The organism is Ruegeria sp. BB10, from assembly GCF_056535725.1.
The window spans coordinates 3,204,213-3,221,330 of sequence record NZ_JBQFIW010000001.1 but is presented as its reverse complement, the minus strand read 5'-3'; the positions used below and the strand labels follow the sequence as shown (position 1 = coordinate 3,221,330).

17 protein-coding genes are annotated in these 17,118 nt (G+C 60.7%); 4 read left to right on the top strand and 13 right to left on the bottom strand.

Annotation, left to right across the window (positions count from 1 at the left end):
• Nucleotides 1-8 precede the first annotated feature (8 nt).
• From ACR3EP_RS16550 to ACR3EP_RS16525, 6 genes are all read right to left on the bottom strand, one after another.
• On the bottom strand, nt 9-143 hold the full coding sequence (locus ACR3EP_RS16550) for an aa3-type cytochrome c oxidase subunit IV (protein WP_058281864.1): 135 nt from the start codon (nt 141-143) through the stop codon (nt 9-11).
• A gap of 68 nt (nt 144-211) precedes the next feature.
• The gene (locus ACR3EP_RS16545) at nt 212-772 is read right to left on the bottom strand and encodes a hypothetical protein (protein ID WP_480638697.1); all 561 of its coding nucleotides are present in this window, start codon (nt 770-772) and stop codon (nt 212-214) included.
• Nucleotides 759-2,597 carry a glycerophosphodiester phosphodiesterase gene (locus ACR3EP_RS16540; protein ID WP_480638696.1) on the bottom strand — a complete coding sequence of 613 codons (1,839 nt, stop codon included), beginning with the start codon at nt 2,595-2,597 and terminating at the stop codon, nt 759-761. Before ACR3EP_RS16540 ends, ACR3EP_RS16545 begins: the two co-directional genes overlap by 14 nt.
• Nucleotides 2,598-2,659: 62 nt before the next feature.
• On the bottom strand, nt 2,660-3,112 hold the full coding sequence (locus ACR3EP_RS16535) for a DUF6173 family protein (protein WP_170350687.1): 453 nt from the start codon (nt 3,110-3,112) through the stop codon (nt 2,660-2,662).
• Between the two features lie 4 nt (nt 3,113-3,116).
• Complete coding sequence (locus ACR3EP_RS16530; RefSeq protein WP_170551684.1) at nt 3,117-4,163, bottom strand: MBL fold metallo-hydrolase; 1,047 nt, start codon at nt 4,161-4,163, stop codon at nt 3,117-3,119.
• Nucleotides 4,163-5,866 carry an acyl-CoA dehydrogenase family protein gene (locus ACR3EP_RS16525; RefSeq protein ID WP_480638695.1) on the bottom strand — a complete coding sequence of 568 codons (1,704 nt, stop codon included), beginning with the start codon at nt 5,864-5,866 and terminating at the stop codon, nt 4,163-4,165. The genes ACR3EP_RS16530 and ACR3EP_RS16525 overlap by 1 nt, the downstream gene beginning before the upstream one ends.
• A 138-nt stretch (nt 5,867-6,004) precedes the next feature.
• Between ACR3EP_RS16525 and ACR3EP_RS16520 the strand changes: the two genes are divergently transcribed.
• The gene (locus ACR3EP_RS16520; RefSeq protein WP_480638694.1) at nt 6,005-6,955 is read left to right on the top strand and encodes an L-threonylcarbamoyladenylate synthase; all 951 of its coding nucleotides are present in this window, start codon (nt 6,005-6,007) and stop codon (nt 6,953-6,955) included.
• Here ACR3EP_RS16520 and ACR3EP_RS16515 read toward each other — a convergent pair whose 3' ends face one another.
• Entirely contained in the window at nt 6,956-7,510 is a 555-nt protein-coding gene (locus tag ACR3EP_RS16515) for a YqgE/AlgH family protein (RefSeq protein WP_170350691.1), read from the bottom strand.
• A 146-nt stretch (nt 7,511-7,656) separates the two neighbouring features.
• Here ACR3EP_RS16515 and ACR3EP_RS16510 point away from each other — a divergent pair, with 146 nt between their 5' ends.
• Entirely contained in the window at nt 7,657-8,469 is an 813-nt protein-coding gene (locus ACR3EP_RS16510; RefSeq protein WP_480638693.1) for a protein-disulfide reductase DsbD domain-containing protein, read from the top strand.
• A 3-nt stretch (nt 8,470-8,472) separates the two neighbouring features.
• Nucleotides 8,473-8,919 (top strand): NUDIX hydrolase, encoded by a 447-nt coding sequence (locus ACR3EP_RS16505; protein ID WP_480638692.1) that lies wholly within the window; start codon nt 8,473-8,475, stop codon nt 8,917-8,919.
• On the opposite strand, the gene ACR3EP_RS16500 is transcribed toward ACR3EP_RS16505, so the two are convergent.
• The 6 genes from ACR3EP_RS16500 to ACR3EP_RS16475 form a co-directional block, all read right to left on the bottom strand.
• Nucleotides 8,889-12,290, bottom strand: a complete 3,402-nt coding sequence (locus ACR3EP_RS16500) for an efflux RND transporter permease subunit (protein WP_480638691.1) — start codon at nt 12,288-12,290, stop codon at nt 8,889-8,891. The genes ACR3EP_RS16505 and ACR3EP_RS16500 overlap by 31 nt on opposite strands.
• Before the next feature lie 5 nt (nt 12,291-12,295).
• On the bottom strand, nt 12,296-13,750 hold the full coding sequence (locus ACR3EP_RS16495; protein WP_226689303.1) for an efflux RND transporter periplasmic adaptor subunit: 1,455 nt from the start codon (nt 13,748-13,750) through the stop codon (nt 12,296-12,298).
• A 106-nt stretch (nt 13,751-13,856) separates the two neighbouring features.
• A complete protein-coding gene (gene moaB, locus ACR3EP_RS16490; protein WP_170350700.1) occupies nt 13,857-14,399 on the bottom strand; it encodes a molybdenum cofactor biosynthesis protein B in 543 nt (180 codons plus the stop codon).
• 6 nt (nt 14,400-14,405) lie between these two features.
• Nucleotides 14,406-15,026: a LysE family translocator gene (locus ACR3EP_RS16485; protein ID WP_480638690.1), complete on the bottom strand. Its 621-nt coding sequence runs from the start codon at nt 15,024-15,026 to the stop codon at nt 14,406-14,408.
• Nucleotides 15,023-15,622, bottom strand: a complete 600-nt coding sequence (locus tag ACR3EP_RS16480) for a metallophosphoesterase family protein (RefSeq protein ID WP_170350703.1) — start codon at nt 15,620-15,622, stop codon at nt 15,023-15,025. Before ACR3EP_RS16480 ends, ACR3EP_RS16485 begins: the two co-directional genes overlap by 4 nt.
• Complete coding sequence (locus ACR3EP_RS16475) at nt 15,622-16,386, bottom strand: uracil-DNA glycosylase (protein ID WP_480639040.1); 765 nt, start codon at nt 16,384-16,386, stop codon at nt 15,622-15,624. Before ACR3EP_RS16475 ends, ACR3EP_RS16480 begins: the two co-directional genes overlap by 1 nt.
• Before the next feature lie 85 nt (nt 16,387-16,471).
• Here ACR3EP_RS16475 and ACR3EP_RS16470 point away from each other — a divergent pair, with 85 nt between their 5' ends.
• Nucleotides 16,472-17,101 (top strand): scavenger receptor class F, member 2, encoded by a 630-nt coding sequence (locus ACR3EP_RS16470; RefSeq protein WP_480638689.1) that lies wholly within the window; start codon nt 16,472-16,474, stop codon nt 17,099-17,101.
• The last annotated feature ends 17 nt before the right edge of the window (nt 17,102-17,118 follow it).

The following is a 17,118-nucleotide window of genomic DNA, read 5'->3' as shown; positions in this document are numbered from 1 at the left end:
GGTTTGGATTACGCGGCGAAGACCGCCAGGAACAGGCAAAGGAAAGCAATCGCAACCACGCACCATGTGGTGGCCTTGATGAAACCGTTGAAGGTTTTGGTTTGGACGGTGATGTCCATTTCGCCGTGCTTGTATTCAGCCATGACTCAGAGATTCCTAATTCGCGTGTTTGAGATGTTGGATAATCGAAAAATCGAGGCCTGTCACCACGTCATTCGCGCGCAGGGGTCACGGATTGAAACACGGAACATCCCGGATAACCAAACCCCCACCGCCAGGGCAGGCCGGAACAGGGCCCGCCGCCCAAACGCACGGCGGTATACATCGCCTCTGCCGTAAAGAAGTGTGCCGTACGAATCTGGTCGGGGGTCATGTCATAGCGTTGGGCATAATCCTCGGCATGGTCATCGCCGTGCTGTTTGACGCAGGCGCGCAGCGTGTCATCCGCCGACTGGCGCGCGTCAAAGCTTTGCTCGGCGTTCGATGCGCCACCAGCGTTGTGGTAGGCGCGGTCATGGGTCACGCAGCAATATTCCCACGGCGGGTGCGCCTCGTATAGCGCGCTGAATTTGGGGAAGGTTTCAGCCACAAAGCGCCAACTGGCCGACAAACCGCCGGAACAGCCATCTGTTTCAAAGGGAATGGGCTCGGCATCCCCACGTTGCGCGATCAGCGCGCGGTGGGCTGGCATTTCGATGTTTCGCATGAATTCCTGTGCCGTTGCCGAGGCGGCCATTACTGCTAGCAAGGCCGCCAGCTTATGGGCTTTCATCGCGCATCGCCTCTGTGTCGATGGACATGCCAAAGGTGGTCGCCATCCACAACAACAACCGCTCGGCCGGGCCCATTTCGGCCCGCACCCGCAGTACCTCGTTGGCCATTGCAGGACGGTCGGTAATCAGCCCATCCACCCCCATCGAGGCCATGGCCGACATCTGCAACGGATCATTCACTGTCCAGACATAAATATCCTTGCCCGCCTCATGGACCGAGCGCACCAGACCCGGCGTCGCCATCGCGGCGTTGACGGCAAGGAAATCGCCCTCAAGCCCTGTTAGGTCACCCACCGCCGTTGCCGCCAGAACGCCAGCCCGCCAATCGGGGCGGATGGACTTCATCTTTTGCACGGCGGGGTATTTCAGCGACATGGTGGCAATGTCGTCCTGCATCCCCAACTCTTCGACAAGGGCCACCACGCGGTTTTCCAGATCGACATCATGGCCGTAATATTTCAGCTCGATGATGACCTTAGCTTTACCTTTTGCGGCCTCAAGCACCTCACGCAGAGTCGGGGTGCGTTCATCGGCGTATTCGGGACCAAACCAGCTGCCGATGTCGATCTGGGCGACATCCTCCATCGTCGCATCCCAGACCTTAAGGTTCACGCCCGCAAGTTTCATGAAATCGCTATCATGGGCGACGATCACCACGTCATCCGCCGTTTCCTGCACATCGATTTCAACCCAGTCCGCACCGTCTTCGATGGCCTTGAGCACTGCGGCCATAGTGTTTTCCGGGCGCACCGCCGCGGCGCCGCGATGACCGATGACCTCGGCACGGTCGGGAGCTTGCACACGTTCCAGCAAATGCTGACCAAACCACAACCCGATCAACACAGCCACCACGGCTGCGCCGACGGTTGCCAACAGCGGTATACGCAGACTGCCGGGTTCGGGATGCAATGGCTCGTCTGTCTTGATCTCAAAAAAACCATCCAGCATCACTGCCAAAGCGCCCAACGCAGTCGCCGCCAGCACCAATCCGGCCAATGACCAAACTCCTGCCACCAACAGGCTGTAAAGCAAGGCCAGACGCAGATGGCTGGCGCCCTGCAGGGGAACGATGGCGAACAGGATACCCGCCACCCAGGCAATCAGCGCAGCGATGATCAGACGCAGGATCAGCCATATCGCCAGCTCGATCTTGAGGCGTCCGCGTTTGCCCTCCATCCGGGTCGTGCTGATGTTAAAGGCATGCCCAGGGTGGACATTTTCGAACAGCACCAGATGCAGCGACAGCGCCCAAGCCGAGAGCCTGCGGATCAACACCCAGGCCATGACCAGAACTACCGCTCCGATCAATACCACCGCGACCCAGAACGAGGGCGGATGGAAGGTCAGGTAATAGTTGATGTCATATTCGGTCAGCGTCCACCACGCGATCAGTGCTGCAACCACAGCAAAAGGCAGCACCAGCAGCAGAACGCGCAGCACGAAGCGCACGGCAAATCCAAATAGTGCCGGAAGGCGCGACAGGATCAGGCCGATGGCGGAACTGCCCGCGCGCCATGGATCGGCTTCGCCCATCCGCAACGATGCGGCCATGACCGAGAAAACAAACACTTCGGCCAGAAGAAACAGGCTCAGCACAGCAACAGCAGCGATGAAACCGGCGGGTGACAGGATAAAGGCGGCGATGGCCTGATCCGTCAGCGCGGTTTGATTCGACAGCGACACGGCAAAGTTTACGGTGATCGCCACGCCCGGTGCAATCAATGCCACCAGCAGCAGGCGCACGGCGATGTAGATCGGCACGAACACGCGACGGCGCGCCCAGGCGCGCCTGTAGGCGGTTGTAACGGCTGAGAAACTGGTCACGTGGCCCCCTTGAATGTTGCACTCATTCAAGGCTGCGCAGACGTGAATTGCAAGTCAGAGGATCAGCTTTCTTCCAGATCCTTGGCCAACCGGAATCCAATGCGATTGGCGGGCTTGTCCTCGACCGACTTGGGCAGGGCCCGCAGCATCACATTCAGTTGGCTGACATGCTGCACCAGCTGGGTTCGCGCACCGGTCGCGTCCGAGCCGTAAAAAGTGATGATATCGGGATCAAAATAACCCATGCCCTCGATCCGCATCACGCCCGCATCGCCACCGGTAAAGCCCATGGCGACCTCTTGATCACCGGTCAGCGTTTGTTCGAAGTTCTGGATATACAAGATCAGCCGCTCATAAGCCCATTGCGCCGGGCTTTTGGTCTCGACCGGTTTTTGCAGCTGTCCGGGCAGATCCTTGGCACCGGATTTCGCGTCCGGGTTGGCGTGGACCTCATAGCAACGGGGCAAAGCTGCCGCTTCTGCTGCCTCGGCCGATGTTTCGATCTGGTCCTGCATGGCTTTACCCTTTGCGCTGAAACTCCCACGCCCCGTCAGCGCGGCGCGTCCGGTTGACAGTTCCAATGTGGTAAAGATGGTTCAGATGTGCAACCGCTTCGACCAAAGCCAGCCCGTACTCGCCTTCTTTGATCTGGCGCTTGAATAGAGGCATGAAACAATCGGCCGCGGTTTTGGGTTGGTCAAGATAGTCCTGCAACCGGTCCAGCGCGCCGTGGTGGTTGTCGATCAATTGCTTCATGCGCAGCGGCAAGCCGGTAAAAGGCAGCTTGTGCCCACCCAGCGCCAGATGATCAGGCCGCGCCAAGCCTTGCAGACGCTCACATGCCTCCAGCCACTCGGCCACGGGATCAGCCAAAGGTTCGGTGACATAGACGCCCAGATTGGGACTGATCGAGCTGAGGATCTGATCCCCGGTGATCACCAGATTGTCATCGCGGCTCCAGAACGTGGCATGTTCAGGGGCGTGCCCGTTGCCCATATGCACGTCCCAGTCACGGCCACCCATGCGGATGACGCTGCCCTGCTTGATCCGGGTAAATCCCAGAGGCATAGGATAGACCGTGTCGCAATAGTTGAACGGGCGCTCGGTCATCCGTTTGGCCAGAACACCCGCGTCCATGCCCGCGCTGCGGTAATAATCCAGCGTTTCCTGCGGCCAGCTTTCCTGCACATCCAGCTGCAGCATGCGCGAGAAAAGCCATGCGGTACGCGAGGCCACTAGTTCCACGCCGTGTTCCGATTGAAACCAGCCTGCATTGCCCACGTGGTCGGGATGGTGATGGGTCACGACAACCCGGTTGATCGGCTTGCCGCCCAGCGGACCCCCCATTAGGGTTTCCCAGATGCGACGGGTCTTGTTCGAAGACATGCCCGTGTCGATCACTGTCCATCCATCGCCATCGTCCAGCGCATAGATGTTGACGTGATCCAGCGCCATGGGCAGCGGCAGGCGCATCCACAGCACCCCTTCAGCAACCTCGATCGCCTCGCCCTGCGCCGGAGGCTCAGGCCAAGGATAGCGGATTGCCAAAGGTGTATCCCCGTCCATTACACCGCCAGCTCCTCAGGGGTGAGCGCATAGATGTCCTCGGCCCCGTTCTGCGCCTGCGTCAGCAGACCGGCATATTCCGGCAGCAATGCGTTGATGTAGTACCGCGCCAGTTTCAGGCGCGGACCTTCGGGGTCAGCCAGCGCCGCCTTCAGGTGGTAATGCGCGCCCAAAACGCGGGCGAAGGCGTACAGATAAGGCACAGCTCCGGCAAACCGAGCGTTCAAGTCCGATTGCGCCACGATCCACTCGGTGGCTTCGCGCAGGCTTTCGGTCGCCTCCCATACGGGACCCGCCAGACCCGGCAGGCTGGCGCGGGCCTGTTCGGCGTGATCCTCGATCTCGTCCAACAAGCGCGAGGCTGCTTCGCCCCCATCCATCATCTTGCGCGCCACAAGGTCCATGGCCTGAATGCCGTTGGTGCCCTCATAAATCGCGGTGACGCGGACGTCGCGGTAATATTGGGCTGCGCCCGTTTCCTCGATGAACCCCATTCCGCCGTGAACCTGCACACCGGTTTCCGAGACGCGCATGCCTGTTTCAGTTCCGAAGGCCTTGCAGATCGGGGTCAGCAGCGCGGCGCGTGCGGACCATTCGGCGTCACCGGTGGCCGTGGCCATATCGATAGCAGCCGCATTGGCCAGCATGATGGCGCGCGCGGCAAAGGTATCGGCGCGCATGCTCATCAGCATCCGGCGCACGTCCGCATGGTCGATGATGGTGCCCGAGGGCGTCTTGCCCTGCTTGCGGTCCATCGCATAGGCCAGCGCGTGCTGGTAGGCACCCTCGGCAGCCCCAACACCCTGACCACCAACACCCAGGCGGGCATTGTTCATCATGGTGAACATCGCAGCCATGCCGCCATGTTCCTTACCAACAAGCCAGCCCTTGGCCCCGTCATATTGCATCACACAGGTCGGTGAGCCGTGCAGGCCCATCTTATGTTCCAGCGACACCACTTTCAGATCGTTGGCCACACCGGGATTGCCGTTTTCATCGGGCAGGTACTTGGGCACCAAAAACAGCGAAATCCCCTTGGTTCCAGGCACACCATCCGGCAGACGCGCCAGCACCAGATGGCATACATTCTCGGTAAAGTCGTTGTCACCCCAAGAGATAAAGATCTTCTGACCCGAAACCGAATAGGTCCCGTCGCCGTTGGGCACTGCCTTGGAAGACAAAGCCCCCACATCCGATCCGGCCTGCGCTTCGGTCAGGTTCATGGTGCCCGACCATTCGCCCGTCATCATCTTGGGCAAGTACAGAGATTTCAGCTCGTCACTGGCGTGATGTTCCAGCGCTTCGATCTGGCCTTGCGTCATCAACGGTGCCAGTTGCAGCGACAAGCACGCGGCCGACATCATCTCATTTACAGCGGTGGTCAGGACCATCGGCAGGCCCATACCACCGAATTCTGGATCGCCGCTCATCCCGATCCAACCGCCTTCGGCAATCGCTTTCCACCCATCTACGTAACCGGGCGATGTACGCAACACGCCATTTTCCAACCGCGATGGCTCCAGATCACCGGGGCGTTGCAGCGGGGCCATTACCTCTTCGCACATCTTGCCGGCCTCAGACAGGATCGCACCGACCACATCTTCGCTGGCTTCCGAAAACTTCTCGGTCGCCGCGATTTGATCGAATCCGACGACGTGGCGGAACAACAATTCATAGTCGGAAATGGGCGCGCGGTATGGCATGTCTTCCCCCGGGTCTGTTTGGGTCGGTTTTTGGCGGGTGGGGTTGGAAATTGCAATGCCCACCTTTATGCATCCTTGATTGGTCGGAAACGTAACTGGCCTTGTTCTGCAAGCAATCAAAACGCGGCGTCACATGAAATGAACCCTAACGGCACTTTGGATTTAGCCGCCGATCCGGGCGGAATCGCACAGGCAGCTGACCTGCTGCGGCAAGGCCTGCTGGTCGCCTTCGCCACTGAAACTGTCTATGGGTTGGGCGGCGATGCCCGCAATACCGAAGCCGTGGCCAGCATTTATGCCGCCAAGGGACGACCGAGCTTTAACCCTTTGATTGCGCATGTGGCCTCTGCCGAGGCAGCGCAGCGATATGTCGAATGGTCCGAGCGGGCCGAGACGCTGGCTGCCGCATTCTGGCCCGGCCCCCTGACAATGGTTCTTCCTCTGCGTCAGGGGCACGGGATTTCACCGCTGGTCACTGCCGGGCTGGATACGCTGGCGGTTCGGGTGCCCGCGCATGGCACCGCTCGGGCGTTGCTATCAGCCTTTGATGGGCCGGTGGCAGCGCCATCGGCCAACCCCTCGGGTCAGATCAGCCCTACGACTGCCGATCACGTGCGCGCGGGTCTGAATGGGCGTATCGCGGCCATACTGGATGACGGCCCCTGCGGTATTGGTCTGGAATCCACCATCGTTGGACTGGCCGGAGAGCCCGCATTGCTGCGCCCCGGCGGTGTGGCGCTGGAACAGATCGAAACCGTTTTGAATACACAACTGCACCTGCATCAGGCCTCGGATGTACTGACCGCGCCGGGCCAGTTGCAATCGCACTACGCCCCCGACGCACCCGTGCGCCTGAATGCGGCCGGCCCGCAGGGTGACGAGGTTTTGCTGGGGTTTGGCGCTGTTCCGTGTGATCTGAACCTGTCAGATAGCGGTGATTTGACCGAAGCCGCCGCAAACCTGTTCTCGGCCCTGCACAGGTTGAACACCACAGGCCGCCCGATTGCGGTGTCACCGATCCCCGATCATGGGTTGGGCGCGGCTATCAATGACCGCCTGCGCCGCGCCGCCGCGCCGCGCGACAGCTGATCAGGCGCGCCCGGCGCTGGCCGACAGGGTCAGCGGGTCAACACCCAGCGTCGCCAGCGCAGCCTCCCACTTTTCATCATCGGGCACATCGAACACCAGTTTCGAGGTCGCCTCGGTGGTCAGCCAACCGTTCATGGCGATCTCATCTTCAAGTTGGTCGGGACCCCAACCGGAATATCCCAGCGCCAGCATCGAGTTCAAAGGCCCCCGCCCCGAGGCCAGATCCTCGAGCACATCCAATGTCGCGGTCATGCTGAAATCATCCGAGATTTGCATGGAATGCAGGTTGGCATCGTAATCCGCGCTGTGCAGGACAAATCCGCGCGACATCTCGACCGGGCCGCCAAAATGAACCAGACGTTCGCCCACGACAGGGATGCTGCAGGCGATGTTCAACTGGCTGAGCAGGGTTTTGATCCGCAAATCCGACGGTTTGTTGACAATCAGGCCCATTGCCCCGTCCTCGCCATGGCTGCAGATATACACCACCGAGTGATCGAAACGTGGATCACCCATTCCAGGCATCGCGATCAACAGTTTTCCGGTCAGATCCATGGATTTAAAACTCTTGCTTCGTCTTCCTTCAACAATGGCCCCGGCACGTGGGGGTTGGCAAGGGATCAGGTCACATTTTGCCAGATTTCACCCCAGTGACCGGAACGTGACTTGGAATCACCGGCAAGACCACGCATCTATGGAGTATGACGCGTTATCTTAAATCAACCGCGGCCGCCCTGACCGCCTGTTTTGCCCTGACCGCGCCCGCCCATGCGCAGGTTGAGGACGACGTTGTGCAACTGGATGTGCTTGATGGTGGGCGTACGGCCAATGGCACCTATCTGGGGGCGCTGCGGCTGACGCTGAAGGACGGCTGGAAAACCTATTGGCGCGCACCCGGTGACGCTGGTATTCCGCCGCAGTTTGATTGGAACCGCTCGCAAAATGTGGGTGATGTGGCGATCACCTGGCCTGCGCCCCACGTATTTGTACAAAATGGCCTGCAATCGCTGGGCTATGCCGATCAACTGGTGCTGCCTGTTGAAATTACTCCAAGCGACCCCGCCAAACCCGTGCGGTTGCGTGGGGAAATGGATTTGGGCGTCTGCAAGGATGTCTGCATCCCCGAGACGTTGGATTTCGACCATACGCTGGACGCTGACGCTGGGCGCAACCCAGCCATTGCCGCAGCACTGGCCCAACGCCCCTATTCCGCGAAAGAGGCTCAGGTGACTGCCGCCAGCTGTCATCTGACCCCCACATCAGACGGTATGCGGATCGAAGCCCGCGTAACCATGCCCTCGGCCGGAGGGCGCGAGGTTGCAGTGATCGAACCGGGAAACCCCACGCTTTGGGCCTCGGAACCCGAAACGGCACGGCAGGGCGGGACCCTGGTGGCCACATCCGAGGTGATCAGCGCCTCGGGTGGACCATTTGCGCTGGACCGGTCCGACATACGGATCACGGTGCTGGGCGCCAATCATGCCGTCGACATTCAGGGATGTAGCGCGGGCTGAGAGATGGGGAGTACTCCTAAGATCGGCGCGCTGGCCGTTGTTGTGCATGAAACCCGCGTGCTGCTGGTGCAGCGCAGCAAACAGCCAGATGCGGGGCTCTGGGGATTTCCCGGCGGGCATGTGGAATGGGGCGAAACGGTGATGCAAGCCGCGCAAAGGGAGTTGCGCGAGGAAACCTCGGTCATCGCGGAACCGCTGCGTTACCTTGATAATCTGGATTTGCTGCGCCGCGACGAGCATGGCGTTGTGCAGTCGCATTACCTGCTGGTCGGGGTCGCTTGTGAATATCGTTCAGGTTCTCCCGTCGCAGGGGACGATGCGCTGGACGCCCGCTGGTTTTCGATAGATCAGATCAGACAAAGTGACCTGCCCATGAGTGATCGAGTCGTCGATCTGCTGGAAACCGCGCTGCAGGCGCGTCAGGCCGCCCGTCCCTTGAGCCGCACGTAAAGCAAGCCGGACAACACGACGCTTAGCATCAGAATTGGTAGCGCACCGGCAAGGAACGCTCCCAGCCCCATATGCAGCGCCGCGATGCCCTCATCCCCCGGGTAGAGCCCTGACAACAAACCAACTGGCGCGCCAGTAATCGCGGGCCAAATCATCGTCATGCCAAACCACAGCAGCAACACAAGCCCGGTGGCCATCACCGTGCCCTGCACCACTCGATCCGGTGCCCGCATCGCCCGGCGCAACGCAGTCATCGGGCGTGACAGGTCGTTTAGAATAGCCAGCAGCGCCGGCACCAGTAACAACACCAGAAACATTCCGAAACCCAGCCCGTACACCAGCGTGATCACCGAAGGTTTGAGGAACTGCGCCTGTTGCGAACCTTCATACAGCAACGGTGTCAGCCCCAAAACCGTCGTCAGCGTCGTCAGCATCACGGGTCTGAGTCGATCCGCCGTGCCTTCGACAATCGACGGCACCAATCCCCGCTCTCGCTGATAGGCGTCGATGGTCGTGACCAGAACGATCGAGTCGTTGATGATGATCCCAGTCATCCCCAGCAGGCCGATCACGGTAAACATGCTCAGCGGCACATCCCATATATAGTGCCCCCAGATCGCGCCCACCAATCCAAACGGAATGATCGCCATCACCACCAAAGGTCGCGTCCAGCTGGCAAAAACCCAGGCCAGCACAAGGTAGATCCCGGTCAGACACAGGATAAGGCCAGTGCGCGCCTCGGTCAGGAATTCATCTTCTTGCTCGCTCAGGCCCGTCAACCGCCATTCGACCTGCCGTTCGGCGGCGATATTGGGCAGGATCTCGTCATTCAGCGCCCGGGCAATTTCCGCCGCACGGGCCGGATCATCCTCGGATATGTCACCCCCCACCGTAATCACCCGCAGGCCGTTATTGCGCCGCACCGTCGAAAAGCCCGACTTGCGCTCGACCGAGACGATATCGGCCAGCGGCACATAAACGCCATCCGGCGTGCGCATAAGGGTGCGTTCCAGAAAATCGGCGGTCAGTTCACCTTCGGGCAATTCGACACGGATTTCGGCGCTGCGCGGACCATCGGGGAAAGTCGCGGCCTCGATCCCGTTCAGACGATCCCGCAACACACGGCTCAGTGTTTCCATACGAAAACCCAGCGCCTGCCCTATGGGTGTCAGATCCAGAATGAAGTCTTCCTTGTCATAGGCCAGGTCGTCCTGCAGCGCCGAAACCTCGGGGTATTTCGCCAATTCGGCCCGCAGATCTTCGGACGCTGCTTTGAGCGTGTTCACGTCGGCGCCATAGAACTGCACCTCGATTGAATCACCGCCGGGCCCGGATCGCCAGCCGCGGAAGGTCAGCATCTCGACCTTGGGATGGCGCGGTACAAAATCCTGTAACTCACCCACGAACTCAAAGCTGGAATAGGGGCGCAGGTCGGCGTCGATCAGCTCGATTGAAATCCCGCCCAGCAAGTCCTGATCCTTGCCTTCTGCGGCGGGCGGGTTGAACCATCCGGCATTTCCACCCACCTCGGCCAACACATAATCGATAGGATTGCGGCCATGGCGTTCTTCGTAAATCTGTCCCAGTTCTTCGGCAGCGCGCTGAATCTCGCGCATCATCGCCAGCGTATCTTCGCGGGTCGCACCTTCGGCCATGATAAAGTTGCCAGTGACCGAGCCGCGTTCGGGCGCGTTGAAAAAGCGCCAGTTCACGTCACCTTTGATAAATAGCGCAATCTGGCTGGCCAGGATCACCACCATCACGGCCACAACCACATAGCGGGCCCAAACCACCCAGGCGATCAGCGGGCGGAACAGGTGATCGCGCACCCAGCGAAATCCGCGATTGACAACGCGGTTGGGCAAGTCATACCAATGTTCTTTCGCCGAATGAGCAATGGCATGAGCCATGTGGTTGGGCAGGATCAGGAAACATTCGATCAACGAGGCGATCAGCACCGCAATCACAGTAAACGGGATGTCATAGATCAGTTCCCCAAACCGTCCGCCGATGGCAGTCAGGCCAAAAAAGGCGATCACGGTGGTCAGGGTGGCGGCGAATACCGGCATCGCCATGCGCCGCGCAGCACGTTCGGCGGCCACAATCGGGGCCTCGCCTAGGCGGCGGGCACGGAAATCGGCGTGTTCGCCAACAACAATGGCGTCATCGACCACGATGCCCAGCGTGATGATCAGCCCGAACAGCGAAATCATGTTGATCGACAGCCCGCCGATATACATGAACGCAATCGCCGCTGACATTGCCACCGGGATACCCGCCGCAACCCAGAAGGCGATACGCGCATTCAGGAACAAAAACAGTAGGCACACCACAAGGCCCAACCCCATCAGACCGTTGTCCACCAGAATATCCAGGCGGTCGGTGATCGCCTGCGCACGTGTGCGGATCAGCTCGATCGTCACTCCTTCGGGCAGGCTGGCCTGCAGTTCGGCCACCACATCCTCGACCGAGCGCTGAATCTGGATCGCATCCCCCAGGTTCGAACGGTCGATGCGCACCGACATGGCGGGGTTTTCGCCAACAAAGTAACTGCGAATGCGATTGACGCCTTCCACCCGAATATCCGCAACATCCCCGATAAAAAGTTTTGAGCCATCGGCAAAATTGCGCAGCGCAATGCCCTCAATCTCTTCGGGGGTGCGCTTTTCGGTGCCGGTACGGATGCGCGCATTGGCGCCCGTGACATCACCTGCGGGGCTGGCCATCGCTTCGGCGGCTATGGCCTGCGCAATCTCGGACAGGGTGATGTCATTGGCGATCAATTGCGCCGTTGGCACTTCGACCACCACGCGCGGCGCGGCAAGGCCGCGAATCGTGGTGCGGGTCACGCCAGCGGCAAACAGGCGGTTGATCATCTCGTCGGTGAACTTGGCCAGTTGATCCGGGTCAACGGGGCCGGTCACGACCACATCCGTCACACGATCCCGCCATGCACCACGCCGGATCGAGGGTTCTTCGGCGTCATCAGGCAGGTTGGTCACACTGTCGACGGCAGTTCTGACCTCATCTACGGCGCGCGACATGTCCCAGTTTGGCTCGAACTCCAGTCGGATATTGGCGCGCCCCTCGCGCGAGGTCGAAATCGCGCTGGCAACCCCTTCGACCGCCAGCAGAGCGGGTTCCAGCAGCTGGACGATGCCATTGTCCACATCCTCGGGGCCCGCACCTTCCCATTCGACATTGACATCGACACGTTCAAGGATGACGTCCGGGAAGAATTGCGCCCGCATCGACGGGATCGCCGCCGCACCCAGCACCAGCATCACCAGCAACAGCAGGTTGGCCACCGTCCGGTGGCGGGTGAAGTAGCTGAGGATACCGCCCGCCGCGCCGGGGATGTCGCGCATCATGGCGCTTACCCTCCTGCCCGGGTCTCGATGCTGCGCACCAGTGAGGCCGGGACACGGCTCTCGCTCAATTGTCCCAGAACACGAGCCTTGACGTCGTTCGGCATCTGATCGCTGGCCTCGACCCGCGCCACCAGTTGGGCGCGCTGTTCATCCGACAATTCAACCATGTCCGGTTCCGCACCGGCATTGGCCTCGATCCGCAGTGGCCGCACCCGAACCCCGCCACCCAACAGCGGCGTCCGGCCAACAACCACCTCGCGCCCGACCAGACCATCACCGCGCAACAACACCTCATCGCCCTGGCGACGGATCAGTTGTACAGGCAGCGCCTCGAGCCTGTCATCGGGGCCCAGCACCAGCACCGTGCCCGCCGCATCAAGAACCGATGATGGCAAACGCACCACATTGTCCAGCTGTTGTTCCTGTACTGTGACCGTAACGAAATCGCCGGGCTTGAAACCGGGCGCGTCGTCCAGACGGGCATAGATCAGACGGCCAGTCTGCCCCTCACCCGCTGATCCACTGTCGCGGCTGATGCGCCCCGTGGCGATCAGATCGGTTCCTGTTACCTCAAGCGATACAGTCACCGGCGCCTCGATCAGATTACCCTGGGCATCCAATAGGCGCACAAACTGCGCAGTCGAGACACGGAACGCGACCTCAAGCGCGTTGGGATCCACTAATTCCGCCAGTTTTTCATTCGCCGCAACCAACCGGCCCTCGACCAGGGTCACATCCGTCAGCGTCCCGGCAAACCGCGCGCGGACGGTCATGTCGTCCAGATCGCGTTCAGCGGCCTCAAGCGCGATACGGGCACGGGCCAGCAACGTGGTTGCCTGATCGACGCGCGATTCCGCCTGCGCCAGTGCGATACGACGCGCCAGAACCGCCTGCTGTGCGGCCGCTTCGGCCAGTTCGGCCTCTTCTGCGGCGGCAGGCGTGCCCACCCCGCGGCTTTGCAAATCCTTCTGACGCTGCATGGCACGTCCACGCAAGGCCGCCTGCGCCTCGGCCGAGTTCAACTCATCCTGCGCCAAAAGCAGTGAGCGTTCGGCATCGCGTTCCTCGAACTGAGCGTCCAGCAGGTCGGACTTGGCGCGGTCCAGGGCCGATTGTGCGTCAGCCGGGTCCAGTTCGACCAGAACCTCGCCGGTGGTGACGACGCCGCCATCCTCAAAATCCTCAGCCAACGAGATCACGCGCCCGCCCAATGCGGCGCGCAGCTCCAGGCGGCGGCGGCTTTGCACCTCGCCAAAGGCTTCGAGATAGGGGGTTACCGTCTCTAACTCAGCCGGTTGCACGCTGACGGCAAAAATGCGTTCGCGGCCCTCGGGTGGCTCACTGTCGCGGTTCAGGGCTTCTTGCACCGCGCTGACAATCAGCTGTACCGCGACAAATACCAAGGCCAGCGTTAGAAACGCCAGAAAGACACCAACAAGGCTTTGCCTCAAAAATCGCATCTATCACTTACCCCGGTCGCATCAGGCTACCATATGCAAAACGTAGCCGGGCACGGAAAAATGCCAAGCCACAAAGCGGTTACAATCAGTTATACGTGCAACCAGTCTACTTCCGTCGGAGATGTTCGTCCAATCTTGGCATTATTTCCACGAAATTGCAGGGACGATGCCGGTAATCGAACTGTTTTTCTAAAATACCGTCCCAGGCGTCCTTGCAGGCACCGGGGCTGCCGGGCAGTGCAAACAGATAAGTGCCTTCGGCCACGCCACCCGTGGCGCGGGATTGCACCGCTGATGTGCCGATCTTTTCCATCGAAATGAGGGTGAAAACAGTGCCGAATGCCTCAATTTCCTTTTCATAGACGTCCCGGTGCGCCTCAACCGTCACATCGCGGCCGGTCAAACCGGTGCCGCCGGTCGAGATCACCACGTCAATGTCCGGGTCACCGGCCCACAGCCGCAACTGCGCCGCGATCTCACCGCGCTCATCGCGGATGATCTTGCGGTCGGCCACCGAATGACCCGCGCGTTCGATCCGGTCGACCAATGTCTGACCCGAGCGGTCATCGTCTAGCGACCGCGTATCCGAGACGGTCAGAACGGCGATCCGAACCGGAATGAATTCCATGCTTTCGTCGATGCGTGACATGTGGTGTCAGGCCCTTTCCATGATGGCAAGCCGGATGGCGAGGGCAGCGAAAATTCCCCCGGTCACCCAGCCCATAATACGTGAGGCGCGCGGGTTCGAGATCAGAATCTTCCCCGCGCCCCCGGCAAATACGCCCACCAGCCCATTCACCACAAACCCGCCCAGCGCGATGATGACGCCCAAAATCAGGAATTGGGGCAGGATCGGACCTATGGCGGGATTCACGAATTGCGGGATAAAGGCCAAAACGAACAGGATGACCTTGGGATTGGTCAGGTTCACCACCAACCCGTCGCGAAAGGCGTGGCTTGTGGGCTTTGCAGGCGCATCGGCGGACACCGCCCCGTTCCGGATCGCGCCCCATGCCAAATACAGCAGATAAGCCACCCCCATCCAGCGGATTACATCGAACAGCCATGGCATCGTAGCTACGGCGGCCCCCAACCCAAGCCCCGCTACAAAAACATGAACCATCGATCCGAGGGAAATTCCCGCGCTTGCAGCGAAAGCCGGTTTGGCACCTGACCGCAAACCTTGCCCAAAGCAAAACAACATGTCTGCGCCGGGGGTGAAATTCAGTGCCAAAGCTGCCGGAATAAACGCCAGCAGCGTGACCATTTCTATCATAAGGTGACCTCGAACCAATTTACCTTGGGGCCCAGATTGGCGATCTGCGTGCGGCCTAGGCTGCCGCGATAGCCCCAGCTGTCATGGATGTGTCCACACAGCGCAAGTTGCGGCTGCAGGCGTTCCACTGCGTCGCGCACGGCCACGGACCCCACCGCATCGCCCTGCGACGTGACATCGCCGTACCCCTTGGGCGGTGAATGCGCGATCAGAATATCCGCCGCGTCACAACGGTCCAGCAATTCAGTGGCCTCAGCCTCGGTCAGGTCACAGGACCAGTCGCCAAAAGGTGTAACCGGCACGCCATACCCCAGCCCGAACAGCCGCAGGCCGTCCAATGTCATGCCGGCGCCGTGCAGCACATGGTCACCTTCCGGCGCGGCCTTGACCAGTTCCTGCGCGCTTTCGGCATTGCCGGGCACCATCACGAACGGTGCGGTGATGCCGGACAGCATCGCCATCGCCTGGTCCAACCCCTGTCGCGCATTGCAGAAATCCCCAGCCCCGATCACCAGATCGGCCTCGGCGCTGGCCGCGACGACCTCGGCCGCGCGGTTGCGTGCCATATGCAGATCGGAAAAGGCCAGAATGCGCATCACTTGCCCTCCAGCCGGGCTTTCAGCTCTAGCAGATCAGCCCAGGCCTGCCGCTTCATCTGTGGTTGGCGCAGCAGGTAAGCGGGGTGGAACATCGGGATGACCGGTAGGTTCAGCGCCTGTGCCCATTGCCCGCGCAACCGAGTGATACCGCGCTTGCCCAGCACCGCCTGACAGCTGATATTGCCCATAATCACCAGAACCTCGGGCTTGGCCAGCGCCACATGCCGTTCCAGAAACGGTTTCATCATCCCGATCTCTTCGGGTTTCGGGTCGCGATTCTGCGGCGGGCGCCAGGGCAGGACGTTGGTGATATAGGCATTCTGGGTGCGATCCAGATCAATCGCCACCAGCATCCGGTCCAGCAATTGCCCGGCGCGGCCGACAAAGGGCTTGCCTTCACGGTCCTCTTCACGGCCCGGCGCTTCGCCGATGATCATGACCCGTGCGCCCGGCGTGCCATCTGCAAAGACCAACTGCCGCGCGCCACGCTTCAGCTCGCAATGCTCAAACGTATCCATCGCCGAACGCAATTGGTCCAGCGACCCAGCACCTTGGGCTGCCGCTTTCGCGACGGCAACTGGATCTACTTTCTTGGGTTTGCCCGGGGCAGCCTGGGCCACGGCGGGCTTTTTAGTCTTGGGCGCAGTGTCAGGCAAAGCAAAACGGTCAACCGGCGCATCGCCGATTGCGTCCGTTGCACCCAGTTCGATCTGCCACTCCAGCAGAGCCCGTGCCGTATGATAGTCCAAAGCCGATTCCATACTCTTCAATCTAACCAGCTTTTGAACGAGGGAAAGCGAATAGGCCTTGATCGGGCGGTCCGTCGCACCGACCATGAGAGTATTCATGATGGTTCTATTGCGATTCCTTATGATTACTTTGCTGCTGACCACCCTCAGCGGCCCTGCTTTTGCGCAGCTTTTCGACCGCAACGGCCAATGCCGCCCCGGCCAGTTCCAATGCGGCACAAGGTGCTGTTCGGGCGGACAGAGATGCAGCTTTGATGGCCATTGCATTCCTCTGGGTGGCACCTATTGCGGGGGCGGGCGCACCTGCGGCCCGTTTGAGCGCTGCGTTGCGGGGGGCACGCGATGCGCGCCTGCGGGGGCGAACAGTTGTACTTCGCGCGCGGATTGCCCGGGCGGCTCGATCTGCAATGCCCGCCGCGAATGTGAACGGATCACGCCCGATTTTGACCCCAACACAGCGATCGAAGGCCTGCCCACCCTCTGCGAAGACGGTCTGACCTGCGGCGCGGGATCGGCCTGTCTGCCGGGCGGCGGATGCTCGCGCCCCGGATGGTTTTTGTGCGAGGACACCGGCTCGCAATGCCGCCCCGGGTTCAAGTGTTCCGAACATCAGGGATGCGTGCCGATCAAGGCCATCGACTGCGGCTATGGCAAATGGTGCAAACCCGGCGAACAATGCCTGCCCGAGGGTGGATGCGAGAAACTGCCCGAAGGAACCGATCCTTAGGTTGCCTAGGCGCGCGG